This window comes from Paenibacillus sp. FSL R7-0297 (genome assembly GCF_038009025.1).
In the GTDB taxonomy this organism is placed as follows: Bacteria; Bacillota; Bacilli; order Paenibacillales; family Paenibacillaceae; genus Paenibacillus_AQ.
This window is the reverse complement of record NZ_JBBPAQ010000001.1, coordinates 1,996,593-2,022,545: the sequence shown is the minus strand read 5'-3', so window position 1 is coordinate 2,022,545 and position 25,953 is coordinate 1,996,593. Positions and strand designations below refer to the sequence as shown.

Annotated in this window: 18 protein-coding genes and 1 pseudogene; 4 read left to right on the top strand and 15 right to left on the bottom strand. The window is 52.0% G+C overall.

Annotation, left to right across the window (positions count from 1 at the left end; translation table 11 throughout):
• Nucleotides 1-18: 18 nt before the first annotated feature.
• Nucleotides 19-930 carry a carbohydrate ABC transporter permease gene (locus tag MKZ24_RS08930; RefSeq protein ID WP_042239795.1) on the bottom strand — a complete coding sequence of 304 codons (912 nt, stop codon included), beginning with the start codon at nt 928-930 and terminating at the stop codon, nt 19-21.
• Nucleotides 931-946: 16 nt separating this feature from the next.
• Entirely contained in the window at nt 947-1,897 is a 951-nt protein-coding gene (locus MKZ24_RS08925; RefSeq protein ID WP_042239798.1) for an ABC transporter permease, read from the bottom strand.
• Nucleotides 1,898-2,255: 358 nt separating this feature from the next.
• Here MKZ24_RS08925 and MKZ24_RS08920 point away from each other — a divergent pair, with 358 nt between their 5' ends.
• A complete protein-coding gene (locus MKZ24_RS08920; RefSeq protein ID WP_340782208.1) occupies nt 2,256-5,021 on the top strand; it encodes an alpha-mannosidase in 2,766 nt (921 codons plus the stop codon).
• Nucleotides 5,022-5,049: 28 nt separating this feature from the next.
• Nucleotides 5,050-6,330: a glycoside hydrolase family 125 protein gene (locus tag MKZ24_RS08915; protein WP_340782206.1), complete on the top strand. Its 1,281-nt coding sequence runs from the start codon at nt 5,050-5,052 to the stop codon at nt 6,328-6,330.
• An 830-nt stretch (nt 6,331-7,160) separates the two neighbouring features.
• Here the strand turns inward: MKZ24_RS08915 and deoC are convergent.
• The 8 genes and pseudogenes from deoC to MKZ24_RS08875 all read right to left on the bottom strand — a co-directional run.
• Entirely contained in the window at nt 7,161-7,838 is a 678-nt protein-coding gene (gene deoC, locus MKZ24_RS08910) for a deoxyribose-phosphate aldolase (RefSeq protein WP_340782204.1), read from the bottom strand.
• Between the two features lie 127 nt (nt 7,839-7,965).
• Nucleotides 7,966-9,723, bottom strand: coding sequence for a methyl-accepting chemotaxis protein (locus MKZ24_RS08905; protein WP_340782202.1), 1,758 nt, complete (start codon nt 9,721-9,723; stop codon nt 7,966-7,968).
• Between the two features lie 201 nt (nt 9,724-9,924).
• Entirely contained in the window at nt 9,925-11,379 is a 1,455-nt protein-coding gene (locus tag MKZ24_RS08900) for a SulP family inorganic anion transporter (RefSeq protein ID WP_042239808.1), read from the bottom strand.
• A 198-nt stretch (nt 11,380-11,577) separates the two neighbouring features.
• Nucleotides 11,578-12,654 (bottom strand): bifunctional 3-deoxy-7-phosphoheptulonate synthase/chorismate mutase, encoded by a 1,077-nt coding sequence (locus MKZ24_RS08895; protein WP_042239809.1) that lies wholly within the window; start codon nt 12,652-12,654, stop codon nt 11,578-11,580.
• A gap of 496 nt (nt 12,655-13,150) precedes the next feature.
• A complete protein-coding gene (locus MKZ24_RS08890) occupies nt 13,151-15,427 on the bottom strand; it encodes a PAS domain S-box protein (protein ID WP_340782197.1) in 2,277 nt (758 codons plus the stop codon).
• Nucleotides 15,428-15,615: 188 nt separating this feature from the next.
• Complete coding sequence (locus tag MKZ24_RS08885) at nt 15,616-16,005, bottom strand: response regulator (protein ID WP_042239810.1); 390 nt, start codon at nt 16,003-16,005, stop codon at nt 15,616-15,618.
• A gap of 149 nt (nt 16,006-16,154) precedes the next feature.
• The gene (locus MKZ24_RS08880) at nt 16,155-16,673 is read right to left on the bottom strand and encodes a Na-translocating system protein MpsC family protein (protein ID WP_339843000.1); all 519 of its coding nucleotides are present in this window, start codon (nt 16,671-16,673) and stop codon (nt 16,155-16,157) included.
• Between the two features lie 66 nt (nt 16,674-16,739).
• Nucleotides 16,740-16,829: pseudogene (locus tag MKZ24_RS08875) on the bottom strand (Na-translocating system protein MpsC family protein); the annotation flags it as partial.
• A 346-nt stretch (nt 16,830-17,175) separates the two neighbouring features.
• Here MKZ24_RS08875 and MKZ24_RS08870 point away from each other — a divergent pair.
• Nucleotides 17,176-18,288, top strand: coding sequence for an LLM class flavin-dependent oxidoreductase (locus tag MKZ24_RS08870; RefSeq protein WP_042239814.1), 1,113 nt, complete (start codon nt 17,176-17,178; stop codon nt 18,286-18,288).
• Between the two features lie 75 nt (nt 18,289-18,363).
• Here the strand turns inward: MKZ24_RS08870 and MKZ24_RS08865 are convergent, their stop codons facing one another.
• Nucleotides 18,364-19,230, bottom strand: coding sequence for a helix-turn-helix domain-containing protein (locus MKZ24_RS08865; RefSeq protein ID WP_340782194.1), 867 nt, complete (start codon nt 19,228-19,230; stop codon nt 18,364-18,366).
• A 113-nt stretch (nt 19,231-19,343) separates the two neighbouring features.
• Between MKZ24_RS08865 and MKZ24_RS08860 the strand changes: the two genes are divergently transcribed.
• A complete protein-coding gene (locus tag MKZ24_RS08860) occupies nt 19,344-20,594 on the top strand; it encodes an MFS transporter (RefSeq protein ID WP_340782190.1) in 1,251 nt (416 codons plus the stop codon).
• Between the two features lie 15 nt (nt 20,595-20,609).
• Here MKZ24_RS08860 and MKZ24_RS08855 read toward each other — a convergent pair whose 3' ends face one another.
• The 4 genes from MKZ24_RS08855 to MKZ24_RS08840 are packed head-to-tail and all read right to left on the bottom strand — an operon-like array spanning nt 20,610 to nt 25,854.
• Nucleotides 20,610-21,707 carry a protein-glutamate methylesterase/protein-glutamine glutaminase gene (locus MKZ24_RS08855; RefSeq protein WP_340782187.1) on the bottom strand — a complete coding sequence of 366 codons (1,098 nt, stop codon included), beginning with the start codon at nt 21,705-21,707 and terminating at the stop codon, nt 20,610-20,612.
• 38 nt (nt 21,708-21,745) lie between these two features.
• The gene (locus tag MKZ24_RS08850; RefSeq protein ID WP_042239823.1) at nt 21,746-22,180 is read right to left on the bottom strand and encodes a chemotaxis protein CheW; all 435 of its coding nucleotides are present in this window, start codon (nt 22,178-22,180) and stop codon (nt 21,746-21,748) included.
• Nucleotides 22,181-22,204: 24 nt separating this feature from the next.
• Nucleotides 22,205-23,812, bottom strand: a complete 1,608-nt coding sequence (locus MKZ24_RS08845; protein WP_052416750.1) for a methyl-accepting chemotaxis protein — start codon at nt 23,810-23,812, stop codon at nt 22,205-22,207.
• Nucleotides 23,813-23,832: 20 nt separating this feature from the next.
• Nucleotides 23,833-25,854: a chemotaxis protein CheA gene (locus MKZ24_RS08840; protein WP_340790105.1), complete on the bottom strand. Its 2,022-nt coding sequence runs from the start codon at nt 25,852-25,854 to the stop codon at nt 23,833-23,835.
• Between the last annotated feature and the right edge of the window lie 99 nt (nt 25,855-25,953).

Below are 25,953 nucleotides of genomic sequence, written 5' to 3'. Positions count from 1 at the left end.
TCATTACATTTTAACCGCTTAGCCTTTAACTGAGCCAATCATGACGCCTTGAACAAAATAACGCTGCAGGAACGGATAGACAGCCACGATGGGTAGCGTAGAGACGACAATAACTCCATATTTGATCAGCGATGCCGTTTCTGCCTTATTATTCATGGCGATCGCCACCTCGCCGTTGATCGCAGCGCCCGTGGTTTCGGCCGACATTTCCTGAAGGACAAGGATCTGGCGCAGCACCATCTGCAGCGGATACTTGGCTTCATCATTCAAATAGATCAGGGACGGGAAATAGCTGTTCCAGTGGCCTACCCCGTAGAACAGGGCCATAACGGCAATAATCGGTGCGGACAGCGGCAAAATAATACGGATGAACAGCCCCAGGTTCGTAGAGCCGTCAATGTGCGCCGCCTCCTGCAATTCCTTCGGGATGGTCGTCTGGAAAAAGGTGCGGGCCACGACGATGTTCCAGACCGAAGCGGCCACCGGCAGAATCAATGCGCCCATACTATTGATGAGGCCCAGGTTCTTGACCAGCAGATACGTCGGCACGAGTCCGCCGCTGAAGAACATCGTGAACAGAATGATACCCATAAACAGCTGGCGTCCGACAAAGTCAGATCTGCTGAGCGCATAGGAGGCCGGCAGCGTAACCGCGAGATTGAGCAGGGTGCCCGCCACCGTGTAAATAATGGTATTCAAGTAACCATTCCATATCTTAGGGTTCTCAAAAACAAGCTTGTAGCCGTCCAGTGTCACATTCTTCGGAAACAGCCACATGGCTCCCGAATTGACATCCTGCGGCGAACTGATCGAAGCGCTGAGAATATAGACCAGCGGATAGAGAACAACCAGCAGGGCAAGGCACAGATAAATATAGGTGCTGATCAGAAACAGCTTGTCTCCCCTTGACTCTTTCATAGCAGTAACCAAAGACTTCAACTCCTTTCTACCAGAGACTGTTCTCACTGGTGCGTTTGGCGATCCGGTTGACGGTAACCAGCAGAATTACGTTGACCACCGAGTTGAACAATCCGACAGCCGTAGAGAAGCTGTATTGGGCGTTCACTAGCCCGGCGCGGTATACATAGGTGGATATGACATCGGAAGCTTCCATATTGAGCGAATTCTGCAGCAGCAGAATTTTCTCGAAGCCAAGGCCCAGAATATTCCCCATATTCAGGATCAGCATGATCGTAATTGTGGGGATAATCGTCGGCAGGTTGATATGCAGCACCCGTTTGATCCGGCTTGCTCCATCCACAATGGCCGCTTCATGCAGCTGGGGATCTACGCCCGACAGAGCCGCGAGATAAATAATCGTTCCCCACCCGGTGCTCTGCCAGACGCCCGAGAAGACATACACGGTCTTGAACCAGGCCGGATCGGTCAGAAACTGCGCAGGCTCGAAGCCCAGGAATTCAATGGCCCGGACAATCATTCCGCTGGAGGGCGACAGGAAGGTAATAATCATCCCTGCCATAACAACGACGGAAATGAAATGCGGCGCATAGGTTACCGTCTGGACTGATTTTTTGAACGGGCCGTTGCGGACCTCATTGAAGGCCAGCGCCAGAATGATCGGCAGCGGAAACCCGATGGCCAGTTCATAAAAGCTGATACTGAACGTGTTCCAGAGCAGATCCCAGAAGAAATAGGAATTGAAGAACCGTTCAAAGTGGTCAAAGCCTACCCATTCGCTGCCCGTAATTCCCTTTGAGGGTACGAAATTCTTAAACGCGATCTGAATGCCGTACATCGGACCGTAATGAAAAACGAGGAAATACAGTAATGCGGGAAGCATGAACAGATAGAGCTCCCAGTTTTGCCAGATTCTTTTGCCAAGGGACTTGTTCTTCAATGAAGGACTTCCGGATACTTCAGCATTACTCCCCTTCATTCTCCCACTCCTCTCTATGTTAGTTTTCATGACATTAAATCATGCAGCCGCTTCGCATTCTCGCTAATCACCTTCCTGCTAACGCTTACAACACCAAGTGTAGTGAAACTAAGCTAACATCGTAAATATGTAGGATGTGCATTGTCATGTTACGGGAGTGTAAAACCGCGCCGCTGCAGGACTTTCCGGAATTACCTGCTGTAGTTGCCCACGGTTAGCCTGCTGCCGCAAATATGTGAATTATGAACCTCTCTCCCCCCTGCAAAAGTTACATATTGTGATCCCCGGGCAGGTGTGCAAACATTTGCTACGAATGCCAAGACTAAATATCCGACTGATGATATAGGAGGTTACTGTCATGACCCGTACAACCGCACACCTGATCTCCCACACCCACTGGGACCGGGAATGGTACATGCCTTACGAGCGTCACCACGTTCTGCTGGCGAAGCTGATGAATGAGCTCCTGGAAACTCTGGAGAAGGATGAACGCTACCGTTATTTCCACCTGGACGGACAGACCATTATTATTGAAGACTATCTTCAGATTCATCCGGAGAAAAGAGAGCAGCTGGAGAGATTCATCCGCGAAGGCCGTATTGTCATCGGCCCCTGGTATGTGCTCCAGGATGAATTCCTGACCAGCTCGGAGGCCAATGTCCGCAATCTGCTGATCGGCCATCAGGACGCGGCCAAATATGGCGTCATCTCCAAGCTGGGTTATTTCCCGGATTCCTTCGGCAATATGGGACAAGCCCCGCAGCTGCTCCGGCAGGCAGACATTGAGACTGCGGTGTTCGGGCGCGGAGTGAAGCCGACGGGCTTCGACAATATGGTCGGCGAGCTGAACAGCTCAAGCTATGAATCGCCTTACTCCGAGATGTTCTGGGAATCACCCGACGGCTCAAGCGTGCTGGGGCTGCTGTTTGCGAACTGGTACAGCAACGGCAACGAGGTGCCGGTAGATGCGGGTGAAGCCAAGGCCTTCTGGGACAAAAAAATCGCCGATGCCGGCAAATATGCCTCCACCCCCGAGCTGCTGTTCATGAACGGCTGTGATCATCAGCCGGTGCAGCGTGATCTCGCCGATGCGCTGGAGACCGCGAGGAAGCTCTACCCGGACACGGATTTCGTCCATTCCAGCTTCGAGCAGTACCTGGAGGCGCTGGGGTCTTCGCTGCCTGAAGATCTGGTCACCGTGCACGGCGAGCTGCGCAGCCAGCATACGGACGGCTGGGGGACGCTGGTGAACACCGCTTCCGCCCGCGTCTATCTGAAGCAGCTGAATCATCAGGGCCAGACCCTGCTGGAGAAGGGCGCCGAGCCGCTGGCTGCCCTGGCTTATCTGCTCAGCGGGCAGGCTTATCCCCACGCCCTGCTGACCTACGCCTGGAAGACGCTGATGCAGAATCATCCGCATGACAGCATCTGCGGCTGTAGCGTGGATGAGGTTCACCGCGAGATGGTTACACGCTTCGAGAAGAGCAGACATGTCGGCGAGGCTATTGTGGAGGAGAGCCTGAAGGCGATCTCCGGTCAGATTGGAACTATGGGCGTAGCCGCCTGGGGAGAATCTGCCATTCCCGTGACGGTCTTCAATACAACCGGCTGGGAACGCAGTGGTACGGTTAGTGTGGAGGTAGCGGTAGCCAAACGGTACTTCAAGGAAGGCCCGAATCCTGCGGCGATTGCCGAAGCGCTGGATCAGTTACCGCTTAAGCTTGCGCGCGGGCGGCTGCTGGGTGCGGACGGACGGGTCCTGGCCTGCAAGGCCGAGGATCTCGGCACCCGGTTCGGCTATGAGCTGCCGGACGATCAGTTCCGCAAGCCTTATATGGCGCGTATGGTCCGGCTGACCTTCGAAGCTGTGCAGATTCCGCCGCTTGGCTATACCACTTATGCCTGGGTGGAGTCACCGGGTAGCGCATCCGCTGGAGCTGCCGGGGCTGCTGCCAGCCCGCTTAGGCTCACCGAGACGGGGATGGAGAACGGATTCCTGGCCATCCAGATCCGGGAAGACGGCTCGTATGATGTGAAGGACAAGCACACCGGCAAAGTCTTCGCCGGACTAGGGGTTTACGAGAATTGCGGGGATATCGGAAATGAGTATGTGTTCCGCCAGCCGGAGGGCGATGCTGCTCTGACTACCAAGGGACTGGACGCCCGCATCACGCTTGCCGAGCACGAGCCTTACCGCATCACCTATGAAATCGTGCATGAATGGACCGTTCCGGCTTCCGCCGATGCCTCCTTCGAGGAGGAGAAGCGCCGGATGGTTCCGTTCCGCCAGCGCAAGGCGGGACGCTCTTCAGCCCAGGTCCCGCTGCGGATCGTAACCCGGATCAGTCTGGAGGCTAACGGGACCGGCATTCAGGTCTCTGCCACGTTCAATAACCAGGCCAAGGACCACAGGCTGCGCGTCCTCTTCCCTACGGATCTTGCCGCCTCCACACTCTTGGCGGATTCCATCTTCGAAGCGGCGGAGCGCGCCATTGAACCGGCTGCCGACTGGATCAATCCGAGCAATGCCCAGCACCAGCAGGCTTACGTCAGTGTGTCGGACGGCAGCGCGGGTCTTGTGGTCGCCAACAAAGGGCTGAACGAATACGAGGTCCTGCGTGACGGAAGCAATACCATTGCCGTAACCCTGCTACGCAGTGTGTCGGAGCTGGGGGACTGGGGCGTGTTCCCTACGCCGGAAGCCCAGTGCCTGGGGGAGCAGACCGCTCAATTCGCGGTTCGCCCTTATGCCGGAGATGCCGGGTGGCCGGAGGCCTTCGCCTGGGCCTACCAGTATCAGGTGCCTTGGTTCACTGTACAGACCGGCTGGCAGCAGGGCTCCCTGCCTGCCGAGTATCAGCCGCTGGAGTGGCAGGGCCGCACAATGGCCCTCTCCGCCTTCAAGCTGTCGGAAGAACATGAGGATATTATCCTGCGGTGGTACAATCTGGCGCATCAGGAGCAGGATTTTGCGCTCGTGCCGCATTTTCCCGTAGAGGCTGTACATGCCAGTGATATTCTGGAGCGGCGGAAACAGACAGCCATATTAGATGAAGGAATTCTGCGCAGCACCGCCGGCAAAGCCCAAATTGTAACTTATGCCCTGCAAACGGTACAACCCTAAATTCACTATGCCTGAGGAGGAATTAACGATGAACCTGCCAGCTTCCATTACCACCTATCTGAATGAGGCCGACGAACGGCTCAAGCATCACCCGAAACTGCAGCAATTGTTCCGCAATTGCTTCCCGAATACGCTGGAGACGACCACCAAGCTGCTGGAGGACGGCACCACCTTCGTGTTCACCGGGGATATTCCGGCCATGTGGCTGCGCGATTCGACGGAGCAGGTGCGCCACTACATTCCTTTTGCCAAAAACGATCCGGAATTGCAGCGCATTCTCCGCGGCCTGATCGCCCGCCAGATGTTCTATGTCAATATTGATCCGTACACCAACGCCTTCAACGAAACGGCCAGCGACAAGCATTACCGGGATACGGACGACTGCAATCTGAATCCGTGGATGTGGGAGCGTAAGTATGAGCTGGACTCCCTCTGCTTCGTTGTACAGCTGGCGTATATGTACTGGAAGGAAGCGGAGCAGAGCGATATCTTCGATGCTGCCTGCTACCAGGCGCTGACCTCCATTGTGAATGTTATCGAAACCGAGCAATATCACGGGGAGAAGTCGCCATACCATTTCATCCGGCAGACGCTTCAGGATACGGAAACTTTGCACAATAACGGACGCGGCATGCCTGTCAACTATACCGGCATGAGCTGGTCCGGCTTCCGGCCAAGCGATGACAGCTGCGAATTCGGCTACAACATTCCCTCCAATATGTTCGCCGTAGTCATTCTGGGTTATATCCGCGAGATTGCAAGCGAGGTCTACATGGACGAAAGACTGGCGGCACGGGCGGCGAAGCTGCGCAAGGAGATCGACTTCGGCATCCGTACCTACGGAATCGTGACTCACCCAAAATACGGCAGAATCTACGCCTATGAAACGGACGGTTTCGGCAATTATTCCCTGATGGACGATGCGGGCACACCTGGACTGATGTCCATTCCTTATATTGGTTATGTTGGCGTAGAGGATGAGATTTATCAGAACACACGCCGTTTCGCCCTCAGCTTCGACAATCCCTTCTACTTCGAGGGCAAGCACGCCAAGGGCATTGGCAGCCCGCATACGCCGGGCGGTTATGTGTGGCACATGGCACTGTCCATGCAGGCGCTGACGGCAGACAACGATGAGGAGATCAAGGAGCTGATCGACATGCTGATCCGCACTGATGCGGATACCGGCTACATGCACGAAGGCTTCCACCCGGATGATCCAGCCGACTTCTCCCGCGAGTGGTTCGCCTGGTCCAACAGCCTGTTCGCCACGCTGATCGGCAAAGCGATGGATAAAGGGCTGGTCTAGGAAAGATGAATCGGCTTTGCCGTCCTTTTATGAGAGGCGGGTAGGCGGGTAGGCTTCTGTACAGCCGACTTCCGGAGATCCATTTCTCATATTTAGCTGATCTGCCAGACCACTAATGTATTTGCTTCGCAGAACCGGCAGCAGCCTCCTTGAATTCAAGGGGGCTGCTGCCGGTTTGTTGAGATGAAAATGAAGTGGAAGCAAGGCACGGAGCTGGTGAAACCTGGTGCACTAACGGCTAATGCGCCTCATTCACGCCTATCGGCTACTTTCAGCTAATTCAGGTGCACTAGTGCTCCTCAGTTCCGCCTGCCGGGTACTTCGCCCCCCCTCATTTTACCCGTACTCGCTATTCCCTGAACAAAATCACCCCGAGGGGTGATTCAGGCTGGAGCCTATCATTGGAGCATTTCCGTAATTGGAACTTGGCGGATTCTTCCTGACGCCTCTGCCCGTAAGGTGGACTGAGATTCCGTTATGTTGGCAAATCCGAGAAATTTGCAAGACGATCGGACTGAGATTCCGTTAAGCATCCGGATATCCGTCATTTTGGCCTCAAATGAACGATATAAGCGATTCTCAGTCCGTCTCATCCTTATTTATGGGTTTTTGGGCGAAATAACGACTTCTCAGTCCGCTTCACTCACCGGGTCCAATGATTTACGCATCCGGTGAATTCAGATGTACTTGTGCTCCCCATTCCCTCATCCCACCCGCTTTCGGCGGACTCTGAGGGATGTATCTCTTTCCGAATTATATTTGTACAAAAACGGCAGCGCCCCTTGAAATCAAGGAGGGCGCTGCCGTATGTAGAGCGTTTCTTATTCTATTTAGTAGCTGCTCTGACTTTGGTCACCTTTGGCAATGGCTACGCCGCCGCTTGTCCCGATCCGGGTAGCGCCTGCTCCGACCATTACGAGGGCATCTTCCGCACTGCGCACACCGCCGGATGCCTTAACGCCGATATCAGGGCCGACAGTCGCCCGCATGAGTGCGATATCTTCCTTCGTTGCGCCTCCCGTGGAGAAGCCGGTCGAAGTCTTCACAAAGTCGGCTCCCGCTTCTACAGCGAGCTTACAGGCGCGGACCTTCTCTCCATCGGACAGCAGGCAGGTTTCAATGATGACTTTGGTCAGTGCTTTACCGCGGGCAGCTTCAACCACTGCGGCGATATCACGTTTCACCAGCTCGTCATTGCCGTCTTTCAATGCGCCGATATTAATAACCATATCTACTTCGCCAGCACCGTTAGCAATCGCATCGGTGGTTTCAAAGGCTTTGGTTTCCGGTGTGGACGATCCCAGCGGGAACCCGATTACTGTACATACTTTTACTTCCGGCGTATCCTTCAGCACGGCATAGGCCGTGGACACCCAGGCCGGGTTCACACAGACCGAAGCGAATTTGTATGCTTTGGCTTCCTCAGCCAGCTTGATAATATCGTCTTTACGGGCATCCGCCTTCAGCAGCGTATGATCAATAATCCCGGATATTGTAGTTTCACTCATTATTAATTCCTCCATGTAATCGGTAGTAGATGTTCGCATTCCTTGTAATCATACCAATAGTCGAACACTTTGGAAAGCCGGAGAGCGAGCACCTGCTACTGCGCCCGATCAACACTCGAATCGCCGCCTATACCTTCACCTGCCGGATAGCCTCCCGCAAGTCGCCCGTGTTCGCGCTGATCATCATCGAAGCCTCGTACACTTCTTTGATCTTCTCCAGTTGAAGACCTGTAAGCTCACGGATCTGCCTTGTCTGCTCCGAGACACCTCCGGCAATGGAGGCCATGCTGCCCACCGTTGCAGCAACCTCCTCCGAGCCTGCAGACAGCTGCTCTGCCGTCGCGGAGACATCGATGATCTGTCCGGCCACCTCACGAAAAGCGGCCGAGGCTTCCAGCAGCGCAGCTTCTGCTTCAGCAGACATCCGCACACCTTCACTGACTTCATGGGAAGCGTCCGTCATTTGCGTACCGATGCTTGCCGAGGCATTGCCGATATGAATCAGTAAATCGGCTACCCGCTCGACAGAAGCCGCAGAGCCCTCTGCCAGCTTGCGTACCTCTCCGGCTACGACAGTGAAGCCCCGCCCGTGTTCTCCCGCGCGCGCTGCCTCAATCGAGGCATTCAGCGCAAGCAGCTTCGTCTGATCGGCGAACTGCCTGATCGAAGCCAGCGCCCCCTCAATTTCATTCGTATAGCCTTGCAGCAACAGCACGATATCCAGAGTATCGCTGGTAGATACGGAAATCGACTTCATCTGCTGATTTGTGTAGTTCATGGCGTTCTGGGAGGACTCCACCATATCCAGAGCCTTGACCGCGAATTCGGAGACAGCGGCCGAAGCGGCCGAAATACGCGAAATGCCCTGCGCCATCTCATCCATTGCCATAGCGCTGCTCTGCGCCCCTTCCGTCTGTGAATGGGCACCGGCGTAGATGTCGCCTATTCTCCCATTGACAGCCTCACTCATCTTCAGCACATCATCGGCATTCCTGGCGAATGTCTTGGAGGAGCCGTAGAGAGAATCGGATGCCGTGGACACACCAGACACCATCCCTCTCACTCTGGAATTCAAATCTCCTGACATCTGAAGCATCGCCAGATAAGCCGTTCCAATCTCATCCCGGGACTTGACCGGACGGCCATTCAGAATCCGCGCGGCCTCAGCCAAGTCGCCCCTGGCCATGGTGCCCGCACTCTCCGTGATCGTCCCCAGAGGACGCAAGGACCGGGACACAAACCAGGCCAGCACCGCCAAAGCGGCCAGGGATAAGGCGAGAATAATACCATAGAGAGGCAGACTTTGGATCAGGACATCACGGGTCAGGCTGCTAAGGACAGCGACATCGGTATCAATGCCCAGCGCCCCGATCAGAGTCCCGTCAGCCCCTTTCACCGGCACAAATGCCGAGATATAATCCCCATATTGAGGATTCATGATCAGCGGCGTACTCGCATTCTCTCCGGCAAGGACCGCCTGAACTGCAGCCGCCGGCATATCTGTACTTTCATTAATCTGTGAAGCCAGCGGGTCCCCCTCCGGTCTGCCGTCAATCATCAGCTGCGGCTGATTAGCTTCATCGATCCTGACAAAGTATACATAACGGGCACCGATCGACACCCGGAACTGATCCAGTTCATTGCGGAGCGACCAATACAGGTCCGATTCCCGGGGATCGGCCAGGAACTCGCTGTAACGGCCGGCATCCATCTGCGTAACATAATGGCTGGCAATACTCATGTTGTAACTGCTGATCGTCCCTTTCACCGCTGTTCCGGTGTTCGCCCGCTGAATGGCAATGTTCCCTGCTGTGATACATAGAATGACTACAGTCATGATGCAGAGGATACGAGCAATAAGTCTTGTTCGGATAAAAGAAAACATGAAGGCCTTCCCTTTCGCGCACGGCAATTGCGTTGTTAAAGTAGGGTCATTCCTGAACATGCAATGACAAATGTCCCTCTACCGGAAAATTTCGACAACTTTTTCGAAAATCCTTTTTCCTGCCGCAAAAGATACTACATAAAAAGAGACCGCCTTTGAAGCCATAAACAGCTCCAAAGACAGCCTCAATACATTTACCCTTCAATGCCCGCCCGACAAGCTCAGGCCGATCCGCTTCACCAGCCGGGCACTTTCTTCATTTAATCCGGTAATCGTTACCTTTTTGCCGAGTGCCGCGTATTTGTCCAGCGTTTTGGCAATAGCCCCCACCGCCGACTGATCCCACACATGAGAATGGGAGAAGTCGATAATCACCTGCTGCGGATCACTCTCATACATAAATTCATGCACGAAATGACTGGTTGTACCGAAGAACAGCTGGCCGGATACTTTGTAGGTAGTTACAGATGCTGCCGTATGGACACTGAGCTTTATTGAAGCCATTTTCCAGGCAAAAGACAAAGCGCTCAGCAGAACACCGAACAGTACACCGATCGACAGATTATCTGTCACTACCACAGTAACTACCGTAACGATCATGACCAGTGCGTCGCTGAGCGGCACCTTGGCTAATGTCTTCAACGAACCCCACTCGAAGGTGCTGATGCAGACCATGATCATAACACCGACCAAGGCGCCCATCGGAATCTGCTTAACCACATCGCCCAGAACGAGAATCAGGAACAAAAGAAAGATCCCCGATACAAAAGTAGACAGCCGTGTACGTCCGCCCGATTTCATATTAACCATCGACTGGCCGATCATTGCACAGCCTGCCATCCCGCCGAAGAAGCCGGTAACGATATTGGCCAGGCCTTGTCCCTTCGCTTCCCGGTTCTTGTTACTGCCGGTGCCGGTAATATCATCAATCAGCGTTGCGGTCATCAGGGATTCCAGCAATCCGACAACAGCTAGCGATAGTGAATAGGGCAGAATGATCAGCAGTGTATCCAGCGTGAAGGGAAGATCCGGCAGATGGAACACCGGCAGAGCCGAAGTAATGGTGCCCATATCGCCTACGGTCCTCACATCCAGATTAAGAACAATACTGAGTATGGAAACTGCGATAATCGCTACAAGTGCCGAAGGGACAGCCTTCGTGATCCGCGGAACCGTATAAATGATAATCAGTGTAAGTGCCACCAGTGCATACATCATCCAGCCCTGTCCTTCAAAATGCACAAGCTGGGCCATGAAAATAAGAATGGCTAATGCGTTGACGAAGCCGGTCATTACCGGCTGCGGCAGGAACGTGATGAATCTGCCAAGCTTCAGCATCCCCATTAGAATCTGAAAGATTCCCGCCAGTACGGTAGCCGCGAACAGGTACTCAATTCCGTGTGAAATCACCAGGCTGCCGACCAATAGTGCCATCGCCCCGGTTGCCGCGGAGATCATGCCCGGTCTTCCGCCGGCAAATGCCGTCACAATAGCAATACAGAAAGATGCGTACAATCCAACCATCGGGCTTACGCCGGCGAGGATGGAGAAAGCAATCGCTTCAGGGATTAAGGCAATCGCCACGGTCATACCCGATAGAATGTCGCTCCGTGTGTTGGAGAACCAACCGTTGTTGTATAAGCTTAACTGCTTCAAATTGTGCTGCTCCTCCTGTGTCTTGTTATAAGGTTATAGGCTCTAACCATAGAGCCTGGGTCAGGTGCAACGCCAATACTTGTTATTGTACCTGACCCTCCTTAACCTCCACAAAAGTGCAAACTATTCTTGTAAGCGCTAATTACAGCGTCATTCTCATTAATTCTTCTATTTCCGCATAAATTCTAGATATTTAGATTAACGGTACAGTCCGGAGGCTTTCACTTCATTGAAGAAGGTGTTGAACTCTTCAATATTAAGCTGCTGCGCCGCATCCGATAAGGCGGTTGCCGGATCGGGATGCACTTCCACCATGATGCCGTCGGCTCCGGCGGCAAGTGCAGCTTTGGCACATGGGATCAGGATATCCTTGCGTCCGGTGGAATGGGTCACATCGACCAGCACCGGCAGATGGCATTCCTGCTTGAGAATCGGTACTGCCGAAATATCCAGCGTATTGCGGGTCGCTTTCTCATAGGTACGGATGCCGCGTTCAATCAGTATGATCTCCATGTTACCCCGGGACATAATGTATTCTGCCGCATGGACGAATTCGTCCAGTGTCGCCGACAAACCGCGCTTCAGCAATACCGGCTTGTTCACTTCCCCTACCGCTTTGAGCAGTTCGAAGTTATGCATATTCCGTGCACCGACCTGAATAACATCGACATAATCAAGAGCCTCCTCAATATGACGAGGGTCTACAATTTCACTGATGGTCAGAAGCCCGTATTCATTCGCCGCTTCACGCAGAATTCTCAGGCCATCCATCCCGAGTCCCTGGAAATCATACGGGGAGGTACGGGGCTTGAAGGCTCCGCCGCGCATCACCTTCACGCCTGCCTTCTGCAGGGCAGCGGCAACTGTACGGGTCTGCAGCTCACTCTCCACCGAGCAGGGTCCGGCAACCATCAGCGAAGATAATCCGCCGACGGTTACATTACCCGGAAGGGTAATTACTGTATCTTCAGCGTGATTTTTGCGGGCTACCAGCAGGGATTTCTTATGCTCCGTGCTTTGCAGATCCAGTGAAGCAGAGAAAATCTGCTTGAACAGGGTACGGATCGTGCCGCTGGTGAACGGTCCCTTGTTGCTTGCGACCAGCTTATCCAGCATGGCTTTCTCGCGTTCAGGATCGAACTTCGGCACGCCCTGCTTCTCTTTGAGTGCTCCAATTTCCTGCACGATTCCCGCACGCTCCGAGATCAGCTCCAGCAGTTGTCCGTTAATTTCATCAAGCCTTGCTCTCAGCTTATCCAATTCCACATTACTCATTTCCTGACACTCCCTTTTGTAGTTAATAGTTAATCCTATGAACGAACGCAAAAAGGCCCCCCGTCGCAAGGGACGAGGAGCCGTGGTACCACCCTTATTTAGAGATGAATCCTGCTGACGCGTCAGCATCCGGTAAGCTGTTACCTCATCCCGGACCGGATTAACTCTGTCTTACACCCGTTAACGCTGGAAGCGGGCCTCCCTACTCATACCTGCTGCAGCAGTGTACTTCAGGAGCCGACTCGGAAGTGAACTTCGGCACTAAGCGTCAAATGAGGGTGCTCTCAGTCTCCGGCACACCTTCCCTGTTAAGATCCGCTATAAAGTGCTTACTCTCTTCGTCATTGTCATTTAATGGTATATCGATGCGTCTTATGCACCGGTTTCTGCTATCTTAATCAAAATGACTTCCACATGCAAGATGTCGGAGTGACGTATTGCAGCTTTAACGCAAAAATGTGAATGGGTGATGAACAAACGGAAGACTGCCTGCAAATTAAAAGAATTTCCCGATAACATTCACTATAGTCTCGCTTCTCAGCGGCTTGCTGATATACTCGTCCATTCCCGCTTCAATGCATAATTCCCGGTCGCCTTTCAGCGCATTAGCCGTTACGGCAATAATGACCGGCTGCGAGTCTGCCGGCTGCGTCTGCCTGATTCTCAATGTGGCCTCCAGGCCGTTCATGCCGGGCATCTGCACATCCATGAAGATCAGGTCATAGCTGCGCTGAGAGACCATCTCGACTACCTGCAGCCCGTCTTCCGCAACATCGACGGCGAACCCGCGCTTCTCCAGAATTTTGCGCAGCACAATCTGATTAATAACATTGTCTTCAGCCACCAGGATGCGCAAAGAACGGCTGAGCTGCTGCGGACTCAGCAGGCCCGGCTCCGCCCCCTCAGCAGTCAGAGCCTGCTTCTCGGTCCGGAGCACCACTGTAAATACAAAAGTTGCCCCCTGCCCGGTCTGCGGCTCCAGCTGAATCCTGCCTCCCATCATTTCAACCAGCTGCTTGCTGATCGCCAGCCCCAGGCCACTTCCTTCATGTTTGCGGCTCATGGAATGATCCAGCTGGTAGAACGGCTCGAACAATTGGCTGCGGGCATCCTCCGGAATGCCTATTCCTGTATCCGCCACTGTAAATTGCAGCGTTACCCCATCAGCAGCCTCTTCTCTCCTTATCCTTTGCACGCCTACCTTTATCCCGCCCGTGTAAGTGAACTTCACTGCATTGCCGACCAGATTGATCAGGATCTGCTTCAAGCGTTCTCCGTCCCCGATCAGATCAGCGGGCACCTCCGGTCCCACCTCCACCTGGATGGTTAGGCCCTTATTCTCCGCTTTAAGCTGCAGCAGCTCCAGAGCAGACTCTATGCAGTGCTGAAGGACAAACGGTTCTTCATGCAATGAGGTTTTGCCCGCCTCTATCTTGGATAGATCCAGAATATCGTTAATGATATTCAGCAGGGATTCCCCGCTCTGGCGGATGATTTCCAGGTACTCCCGTTGCTGAGAATCCGGATCACTGAGGTCCAGCAGCAGATCGGTCATCCCGATCACCCCGTTCATCGGCGTGCGGATTTCATGGCTCATCATAGCCAGGAACTCGCTTTTGGCCCGGTTCGTATTCTCGGCGGTTTCTTTGGCGATCAGCAGCTTCTTCTGCTCGGTAATATCCTTGACGATTATATAAAAACCCACCGTCTCCTTGTTGATTATGATAGGGGCAAGGGTTGTCAGCACCTCCACGGAATGCCCGTCCTTATGCCAGATGAGGTCGATGCTCCGTTCCATGGAACCCTTCTTCTGGCAGAAGCTGATCACGTCGTGAAGATGGTGGTTCCCGATAATCCGGCCGACACTCATTCCCACCAGCTCAGGAATGGTGTAGCCTGCCAGCTGTACGGCCTTCTCATTCCCATTGATGATGTTCCCTTCCAGATCCAGGGAAATAATCGCATCATGGTTATATTTCTTCAGCGAGGTATACCGCTCTACCGATTCCTGCAGCTTCTGCTCCATAATCTTACGCTGTGTCACATCACGGCCTACGGCAAGCACGCTCCAGCTCCCGCTGTCTTCCACAATCCGCAGCGTGAATTCAATCCAGAGATACCGCCCGTCCTTATGAAGAATCCGCAGCTGCACACTCTGAAGCTCAGCCGCCTGCGGAGCGCTCATAAATTCCATATCCTCGGGGTAAACCAGTCCGCGGATATCACAGCCGATCAATTCCTCAGGCTTATACCCGAGTACTTCTACAATCGAAGGAGAACAGTATCTGCAGATACCATCCGGGGTTGCATAATATACAATGTCTCGAATATTGGCTGCGATCAGGCGGTACAGCTCATCTGGCGGTGCAGGAAGTTCATCCATGGACTTAGCTTCCGGGTGCCGCAATCCGGCCAGATGAACGATATAATACAAGCCCATTCCCGTAGAGGGCTCGCTAATCAGAGAAACATGCAGCAGTACTGCAACTACAGAGCCGTCTGCATGCCGGAAATTCAGCTCACATTCAAAAAAGGGAGCCTCTCCCGCTTTTAGGGTGCCCATCTTTTGCCTATGTATCTCCAGGGAATCTTCATACAGAAACTCCGTGAGGCCATGTCCCAGCAATCGTTCTTCCGTGTATCCAAGTAACAGGGTTACCGCCGGATTCACACTAGTCCATTCTTCGGAAATGGAGAGAAATGCAACTCCGGCAGTCCCCTTTTTGAATGCCTGTTCGAATGGAGAAGAGATCTCCGTATGTTGTCTTAGCATAAATTCCACCGCCCGTTCGTGGAGTAATACATGCATTATTAGTTCAAATCTGTAATATAAATATCTTGCATATCCGGGCGAAAGTCAAATGATTCTGTCGGATTATATTAACCCGCGAACCAGCCTTCAGACAGAGTTCTCCCCAGTTCCCGCCTTTGTTCAATCCATTCCTGCATTACATTATCCTTTTAGAGCCCACCGTCCAGCAGCCTCTTCACCGTTTCAGTGAAGGCTTTTACCTGAAAAGGTTTGGTAATGTATGAAGCAAAACCCTTGTTCCTGGCTTTTTCAATATCCGATAATTGAGCAAACGCACTGGTTCCCAGTACCGGAATGTGGCAAGTAGCCTCATCCTGCTGCAATATTTCCAGAGCTTCATATCCGTTAAGGCCGGGCAGCCCGATATCCAGGATGATCAGATCCGGCAGTTCTTCACGGGCCATACTTAGCCCGAGTTCTGCCGTTTCGGCTTTCAGCAGCAATATGGAGGGCAGGTTTCTTTTGAAGATATGATGCATTAGGGCCATGTTGAGTTGATTATCTTCCACATATAATACTGTCTGCTTGTACTCCTCCATTCGGCATATCCTCCTAAAAAGTCCCAGCACAACAGCCCCTAAACAGGCAGAAAATAAAAAAGCCGAAGAAAGGGACGATTCCCCCTTCTCCGGCTCATGTTCGGCTCATTCGCATGTCCGACTCATTTCCGCCTTATTTATAGTTAAACTTAATGAAAAGTATAAGCTATCACACTGGTATCCTTGTCGAAATCCCAATCCACGTATATATCCGACAGTTCCTTGCCAAGCATCGGGGCAATCGTGGTGGTATCCTCCAAATATCGTTTTTCCATCTTACGTTTGGTAGTCTTAAGCGTATTCTCATAACCAAGGCTAATCAGTTCCTTCTCCAGCGGGATCAGGATACCCTCACGTTTGATAATCAGGACGCGCGGGCCAAGCCACCAGGAGTCGGTATAGACCGGTTCCTTCTGAACCTTTCTGCTAACTTCATTTATCTGGGCATGGACTTCTTGACGCCCGGCATAATCGTCAATGACCATAACGTCATTCTTAATGAGCGCAACGATCATTCCAGACGCATTATGTATACCCCAGTCATAGAAAATCTCGCCAACCTCCATAGCCGTCATTTCCTTCAGGTAGGCCGCAAGCTCGGGCAGCAGAGACTTCATCAGAAGCTCTCTCGTATAGCGAAACGCCTGTTCTTCTTCCTTATTTAACAAAAATTTCTCCACAGGTCCGATAAAATTACGAATATGCAGCGCTATACATTGCTTTCCGATAGAGGCGTGTATGGATTCAGGCCCTTTCCCAAAGCGTTCCCGCAGTAATCTTCCTGTGAAACTGGAAAGTTGGCTAGTAAGTTCTGTAGTGCTCATTCAATTTCCTCCAGCATAATATTCTTGTGTCTGTGTTATAGGTATGGGGAGACGCTCCGCCTGCTGAAAAAACGGTTCGTCACTTTAGTATAATCTCAACCGGGGGACTTCGTATATATATAAATACATAAAAGTTAGAAAGGGCAACCAGTGCCCCCGGTATATGGTATGCAGGGCACAACATTAGTATTGCTGCTTATCTGCTTATCTCCTCATATCACAAACTTACACTCATATACTTACATTTTGTAAGTCGTTATGGTATAGTAGAGTATATCCTTGCTGTAACGGACAAGCTTAAGCTTTAAACATACTAAATATTCTGGATAATAAGGGGTCTGTACCAATGAACAATCAAGGGAATGATCAAGCGAAGCAAGCGGCTGAACCGGAGTTCGAGTTCGGTATTTATACACTCGGGGATATCGTAACCGATTGCCAAACGGGGCAGCGGATTAGCCCCCGCCAGCGGCTCCATGAAGTGATTGCTGCCGCGAAGCTTGCCGATGAAGCGGGTCTGGATGTATTCGGCGTAGGTGAACATCACCGGCTGGATTTCGTCATCTCCTCAGTACCGGTTGTGCTGGCAGCTATTGCCCAGGTTACAGAGCGGATTAAGCTTACCAGTGCAACCACTGTACTGAGTACGATTGATCCGGTTCGTGTCTTCGAGGATTTCGCCACTCTGGATCTGCTGTCGGACGGCCGGGCGGAGATTATCGCCGGGCGCGGCGCATTCCTGGAATCCTTCCCGCTGTTCGGTTATGAGCTGGAGGATTACAAACAGCTGTTCAGCGAGAATCTCGACCTGCTGCTCACGCTGAACCAGCATGAGGTCATGAACTGGGAAGGCAAGTTCCGCTCCCCGCTGCATAACGCCGAGATTGCCCCGCGTCCGCTGCAGCAGAAGCTTCCGCTCTGGGTGGGCATCGGCGGTTCGGCCGAAAGTGCCCAGAAGGCCGGAGAGCTGGGTGTAGGTATGGCCATCGCTATTCTGAGCGGCAGCCCGGAGCCTTTCCAGAATCTGGCCCACACCTACCGCCGCTCCGGCGCAGCAGCAGGGCACAGACCGGAAGACTTGAAGATTGCCATCACAAGCCACGGTTACATAGCCAAGACCTCCCGGCAGGCATTGGATGAGTACTATCCTTATTACTACAGCTACCGCAATGCGATTAGCCCGAAGCCCGGCCAGGAATACCGTGTCTCACGCGAAGAATTCGGCCGGTTCACCTCTCCGGACAATACCTTGGCCGTGGGTAGCCCGCAGCAGATTATTGAGAAGATCCTCTATCAGCATGAGCTGTTCGGCCATCACCGCTTCATGACCCAGCTGGATATCGGCGGCCTTCCCTATGCCAAGGTGGCAGAAGCCATTGAGCTGCTGGCAACAGAAGTAGCTCCGGTTGTGCGGCGCGAGCTCGCCAAGAAGCGCAGCGGCATCTCTTCCCCCCAATAATAAACAGAACCAAAAAGGTTGCCGCCCGGTGATAGAGTGGCAACCTTTTTGTGCGGAAAATAAAAAGTATATGTATCAGAATATATCCGGCAGATGTATCCGGCACACCTGCTGCAGCGCTTCATAACTGTCATTGAACTCAAGCTGCCGAAGAATATCCAGGTAACCCAATAACTGCTGGGTATCGTCTTTATGCTTCAGACAGAGCAGCGTGATCTCATGGTACACCAATGTGACAATTTTATCGTACAGCAGATTCGTCTTATCCGCTAAGGGCAGCGCTTTTTTAAGGAAGAACAGGCTTTGCTCGTAATTATGCTCTTTCAGGCAAATTTTCGCGATATTCTGCATCAGATGCTGCTGGATGGTCCGGCTCTCGGCAAAGTCATGGTATTTATCAAACTCATCTGCAGCCCTTAGTCCAAAAAAGATCGCGTCTCCGCTGCTTAGCGTAAACAGGAAATTATTCAGCAGCTTGAACTCATACAGATACCATATATCCGCACCCATCAGATAAGGCTTGATCTCCCCGGCTAATTCGCTTAACTGCCTGATCTCATCCTCCCGCTGATATTGAATCAGAAAACCCTGGCCCAGCAGATACAAATGATAATAAGCCTCCGTGCGCGTCACCCCGTACAAGAAACGGCATTCATGGCTGATCGTTCTAACTTTGTCGAATTCATAACGGTTCGCCGCCTCCACCAGACTTAAGTGAAGCGTACGTTTCTCCGGCTGTGCATAGCCATTCTGCAGGAACAGCAGCTCTTCAAGGGACATTTCCAGCTTGTCCAGCAGGAGGATCAGCTTGTCATATCCGGGATAATATTTACCGCCCTCAAAGCGTGACAAGTTGGAACGGCTCATAATCCCATCCGCCAGAATCGACTGGTTGATTCCTTTGGAGGAACGGATTTGCCTGATTGTAGTGCCCAGAAACATGATTTCACTCCTCCGCTCTGCCGTGTGAGTATACAGCACAATTTTCCGGTCTGATTTTCATTGTATGCTACACTCGGCACAAATCAAAATATAAAAAGCAGGGAAGGATTATCATGGGCTTTCATTTGTCACGGAAACTAAACCGTAGAGTATGGAACATTCTGGCCGGCACCTTTTTCACGAGAACTGCACTATTTATGAGCGTCCCTTATCTGGCCATCTTTCTGACGAGCCAAAAACATCTCTCCATCTTCCTGGCCGGCTGTGTTCTCAGTATCAATCCGCTGGTGAATGTGCTCTTCAGCGGCTTCGGAGGGGCGCTTGCGGACCGGCTGCCTCTGCACAAAATCATCGCCGTTGTCCCCATAATCTGGGGAAGCCTATTTATTCTGTTCTATTATGCGGACGGCTTCCCGGCCTTCCTGCTGCTTAACGGCCTTAACGGATTATGCTACTCCATCTTCGAGCCTGCCAGTAAAAAAGTACTGTCCACCGAAACGCTCCCGGAGAACCGGCTGCTCGTCTTCAATCTGCGGTATACGGCGATAAATCTGGGCTGTTTTCTCGGCCCGCTGTTAAGCCTGATGTTCAATATGAAGCTGACTCTCTTTCCTTATGTTATTCTGGGCGTGCTTTATATTCTGTATGGCGTCTCCACACAATTCTTCTTCCGGCACGGGGGCCGCATCCACGCTTCTATTGCATCCCGGGGTATCGGCAGCCTTAAGAATCTTGGTGCAATTCGCAAGGACTATGTATTCCTCCTCCTGCTGGCTGGAATGAGCTTCTCCTTCTTCGGGTATTCTCAGCTGAACGGAACCGTATCCCAATATTTAAACGCCACTTCTGCCTTGGCCGACGGTGCCCGGATGTATTCGGTGATCCTGTCGCTCAATGCGGTTGTTATTCTGGCTGCGCAATTTGCCGTGCTGCGCTGGATCTCGAAGTGGAATCCTTTCCACGTGGTACTCGCCAGTAATCTGCTGATTGCCGCAAGCTTTCTGTTCTTTGTGTTGCCCGTCTCCCCGTTGATGCCGCTGCTGTTCATTATAGTGTTCAGTCTGGGGGAGCTGCTGATTGGTGCGCGGTTCGATGCCTTAGTGGATGAGCTGTCTCCGGAGAGTAATAAGGGACTCTATTTCGGCTGCTCGGAGTTTGTTAAGATCGGAACCACTTTCGGCCCTATGCTCGGGGCGGGTCTGCTAGGGCTGTACGGGGTAGAATCGCCTGTTCCGGTGTTCGGACTGATCGGCGGGATTACTGCTGCCGGGGCTGCTCTGATCGGAGGCGCAAGGCTCCAGCATCTGCGGAAGACCCGCTCACCAGAATTAATGGATGAAGAACCGGCTGCCCTAATCCGTTAATAATTATCTGAAATATTATGAAATATTATGAAATATACTTATTATCTTTCCGGCGATTTGTGGAAGGGGCAAAATATGATCAATACACTTCAGCTCTACCGCAGCTCTGGGCATGCCATACACCACGCAGGTAGCCTCTGATTCGGCTATCGTGACGGACTGGAACGCAGCCTGTTTGGCCCGCTGCATCGCCTGTGCACCATCAGCTCCCATACCGGTCATAATGACGTAACCCTTTTTCAGCCCCTTCAGCCGTGTGACAGAATCGAACATAACCTCTACAGAGGGGCGGTGCCCATTCACCGTATTGTGCTCACTAATCACAATACGGTACGATCCGGCGCCGGTATTCTCTATTTCCATATGCTTGCCTCCGGGTGCAATATAGACATTTCCGGGCTCCAGGATTTGATGATGCGTTGCCTCCACCACATGCAGAGCGGCATGCTGATCCAGCCGCTGAGCAAGTGAAGCCGTGAATTTAACCGGCATATGTTGAACGACAACAACGGGAACCGCAAGATCCTCCGGCAAGGAGGTAAGCAGCGTCTCAAGCGCCTTAGGTCCTCCGGTTGAGGTGCCCACTGCGCATATCCCGCTGATCATTGGGGATGTTCGTTTTCTTTCACGCTGAACCGAAGCCGCAGGCGCCGCCGTTTGGGCCGGCAGAGCACGCCGTTTGGGCGGCTCCCCTCCCCACTTTGTGACCGATTGATGAGAGGATGCCGCCGCCTGCAGCATCACCAGCAGTTCGTTCTGCTTGTTCCCGAGTTCTGCCAAGATGGAACCGGAGGGTTTAGCAATAAAGTCAACTGCCCCCAGCATCAAAGCCTGAATGGTAGCGTCGGCACCTTCCCGGGTGAGCGAGCTAACCATAATCACCGGAGTAGGCCTAAGCTTCATTATTTCCCCCAGCGCTTTCAGCCCGTCCATGATGGGCATCTCAACATCCATAGTCACCACATCCGGCTGAAGGGCCAGCACCTGCTGTACGGCCTCTACTCCGTTTCTGGCAACGCCGGCCACTTCAAAACCGGGAAACTCCTTAATCATTTCCGTCAGAAGCCTTCTCATAAAGGCAGAATCATCTACGATCAGTACGCGCTTATTCATTTCTTCGCCTCCTTGCTCCCTAATCCTGTAAATGAAACCTAACTGCCCGCTTCTTCAAATAAGTGCTCCAGTTTCAGCACACTGACAAGTCCATTGTCCGATTTGCCAATCCCCTCGAAGAACGTGCCGTTCAGTGTTCCCAGCCGTTCCGGCGGTGCTTGCATATCATGGATGCGCACCACCTTATTCACGTGATCCACGAGCACACCCACCTTCTCATCCTGGCGGTTGATTACTATTATCCGTGTACGTTTGGTCAACGGAATGTCTTCGAATCCAAAGCGTTTGCGTAAACTGATCACCGGTACGATCTTGCCCCTCAGGTTAATGACCCCTTCAACAAAAGCAGGAGTATGTGGAAGACGGGTGATTTCCTGCACACGGATAATTTCATGAATATCCTGGATCGGAATGGCATACTGTTCCTGGCCCATCCCAAATTCGACATATTGATTTGCTGTATCCAGCGTCATCTAGCTTCACCTGTCTTTCTCGGATTAAGACATCCGAAACGCTGCCAGCGACTCGTTCAGCTGAGCTGTGGAATCCACCAGATCATGCGAGGAGGCCGCAGTCTCTTCTGCACAGGCACAGACTTCCTGGCTGGCAGCCGCAATGCTCTGTACTGACCGTAGCACGTCGTCCGCCTGGGCTGCCTGTTCTTCGCTGGCCGCAGCAATTTCGGTGATTAACTGGGCCGTTTCACCCACAATCCCTTTAATCTTGTCAAAGGCGGCTGCCGCATCCAAGGAGGATTGCACTCCCAAACCTACTGCCGATACACTTTTTACCGTATTTTCCTGCATAGTCTCAATAATCTGAGAGATTTGCCGGGTAGCTTCCCCGCTCCGTTCCGCCAGCTTACGGACTTCGTCGGCCACTACTGCAAAACCTCTGCCGTGTTCACCGGCTCTGGCTGCTTCAATCGCAGCATTCAGTGCCAGCAGATTGGTCTGCTCCGCAATATCATCAATCAGATCGAGGATATTCCCGATTTTCTTGGAATCTTCCTGCAGCTTGTTCATCTGTTCGCTTGCCGCATTCATCTCATTGATCGAGGCATCGACTATACGCATATTCTCTGTAGAAATACCTACAGTCTGTTGATACATCGTGGATGCCCTTTCCGCATTCTGCGCTACTGAAGTAACGGCCATCGACAGTTCAGACACCAGCATCGTCATCGTCTGGGCATCATTAGCCTGATGTGTACTGCTTCTTACTACTTCTTCTGTGTTCATCGAAATTTCCCGCGAGGCTGTAGAGACTGTATGTGACAGAGTTACCGACTTTTCGATCAGTCCCTTAATTTTGCCAGTCATATTATTAATTGCGAGTGCCACCTGTCCAATTTCATCCTTGCTCTTGAGGTTAAGCGGTTCAACTGTAAGGTCGCCTGCAGTCAATCTTTCCATAACTATCTGAATCATCTTAAAAGCCGAACCAATTTTCCGGATATAGAGGAAACCCATGATGAAGGAAGCCATTAGCAGGGCTACGCTGACTGCAGCTACCTTTATGAAGGAAAGGTGAATTGATTCTTCAGAGCCCTTAACCTCGTTCACCATAAATGCCTCGACGATGCCTGATGCCGAATCGAGCTTGTCGCGTGCTTCCGTAAACTGATCCACCCGCAGCAGCTCATTTGTTACCTTTCTTTCCCCGGGAGACTGCAGCAGCTGGTCAATGATTCCAGTCCACTCCACGAACAGCATTCTGGCCTCTCCAAGCTCCCTCAAGATATCACTTCCGGCTTCACTTCTCAGGTCAAGAATCCGCCGGTCATTATAGGTCTTCAGGATATCTTCAGCCCTTCCTATTCTTTCGGCTACCTGGGCAATGTTCTCCCGGTAATCCGCAACGGCCTTCTCGTCTCCGGTAGCCAGATGTAGCTGTACCGCAGAATAAGCCTGATACATATCCCTGTCGGCATTGAGCATATATGAGGTCAAATTATAGCCGTGATCGTAGAATACGCGTTTCAAATTATTATCGGATGAAATTACCAGGTTAAGCGATAAATACGAAGTTAGAGCCATAGCTAGAATCGGAATCAGCAGGATGGACAGCAGCTTGGTTTTCACAGACATCTTCAGCTTTTTCATTTTTGTTCCCCGCATTCGATTTAGAATAATGAACCGATATCAAAAATCAATGCAACTCTGCCGTCTCCCAGAATAGTTGCTCCCGTAACGCATTTGGTTCTTCCCATGTATTTGCCGATGGACTTTACCACAATATCCGCATTCCCGTTCAACTCATCCACTAATAAGGCGATGCGTTTCTCGGCCATGCCGATAATGACAACCTGGTGATACACTTTTTCCTGATAGGGTTTGTCCCAGCCCAGCACATCCTGCATACTTGTCAACGGAAGGACTTCCCCCCGCAGGTTGATAATCGGCTGTCTCCGGATGTAACCGATCTCCTCCGGCTTCAGCCGGATAATCCCCAGAATATTAGACATAGGCAGAATAAAACTTGTGCCGTTGACTTTGATCTGCAGCCCCGGAATAATTGCCAGCGTCAGCGGCAGACGGATCAGAAACTCCGTTCCCTTGCCCACCTCACTCCGGATGTCGATTACACCATTCAATTTCTCAATATGATCGCGGACGATATCCATTCCGACACCACGCCCGGAGATGTCACTGACTACAGCCGCCATAGAGAATCCAGGCTTGAAAATTAAATGAACAGCCTCGCGCTCTGTTAGTACAGCTGCTTCCTCTTCACTAAGGATCTGCTTCTTCACTGCGCTCCGCCTGATCACCTCAGGATCAATTCCGCCTCCGTCATCCTTCACCCGGATTACCACCTGATTACCCTCGTGGCAAGCTTGTACGGTTAATATCCCTTTCGGGGGTTTCCCGTTGCGTAACCGTTCTTCTTCGGATTCGATTCCATGATCCACTCCGTTTCGGAGCAAATGTATAAGCGGATCCGTTATTTCTTCAATGACGGTCCGGTCCATTTCTGTCTCTCCGCCAAGCAGCTGCAGATCAACCTCTTTCCCCAACTGCTTCGATAAGTCCCTTACGATCCGGGGCAGACGGCTGAACAATTGCTCTGCAGGCAGCATTCGGATCTTCATTACCTGCTCCTGCAATTCATGTATAACCCGCCCCAGGTGATCGGTCTGCCCAACCAGCTTCGGGAGAGCCTCGTCGGTACGGTAACGCTGATTCAGATTCTGGCCGGCCTGCTTGATCCCAACCTGGTCAATCAGAAGTTCTCCCACTAGATTCATCAGATGCTCAAGGCGTTCTACATCTACCCGGATGGAACGGGCTCTTTTACGATCCTGCGTCTGAGCACTATCGGGAACCTGTGAATTTGCGGTCAGCTGCACTGTAGCGGTAGCACCAGACGATTCATCCTCCTGCTCCATCAGAACAGCCTGTATATGGACATACGCTACCTCAACCAGAGAGGCAATCTTCCTGTGAAGCTCCTCAACCTGCAGATGCGTAATGAGGAGGAATTCCAGCTTGGCGAAGGAGGTCTCATCCGCTTCCGCAGCACTGTCATCTATCGGAGGATTCTGCTTCACAATCTCTGCAAGATCGGCAATGCGCTGTTGGATGATTGAAGCCCGGGCCGCCCTCATCAGACAATCCTGTTCCAGAATGACCTCTACAGCCAGTATCGATTTCCCTTGTTCTTTGCCCTCAAGACAATGATAACGTTCATCCAGATTCAGAGCGGATTGCAGCGGCTTCTCCTGAATCTCGCTATATGCAGGGTCCGCTGATACAGGTAGCTGTGCCACCGGGCCGTTATTGCGGAAATGAACGATACGCCCGATAATCCCCGAAATCTCCGTCCCGGCAGAGCCAGAAGCAATGTCATCTTTTAATTGTCTGATCGTATCCAAACTATCAATGAGGAGAACAACTAATTCATTTTCCAGCTTCAACTGCCCGTTACGGATTAAATCCAGCAGAGATTCCATCTCATGTGTTACATTTTTAACCGGATCAAAGCCCATGGCCGCAGAAGAACCCTTCAAAGTATGTGCTGCGCGGAATAAGGACTGGATGGTTCCACTGTCGCAATCACCCTGTTCAAGAAGAAGTAGTTTTTCCTCCATAATCTGAATTTGTTCGTCTGCTTCCTCCATAAAAACATCCATAAACTGGTTCATATCCAAACAAGACCACCACATTCCCAGGGAAACCATCCCTTATTTCCTTTACAATCTAGTTTTATCAAACAAATCTAGACATAATGTGATGTAAATATA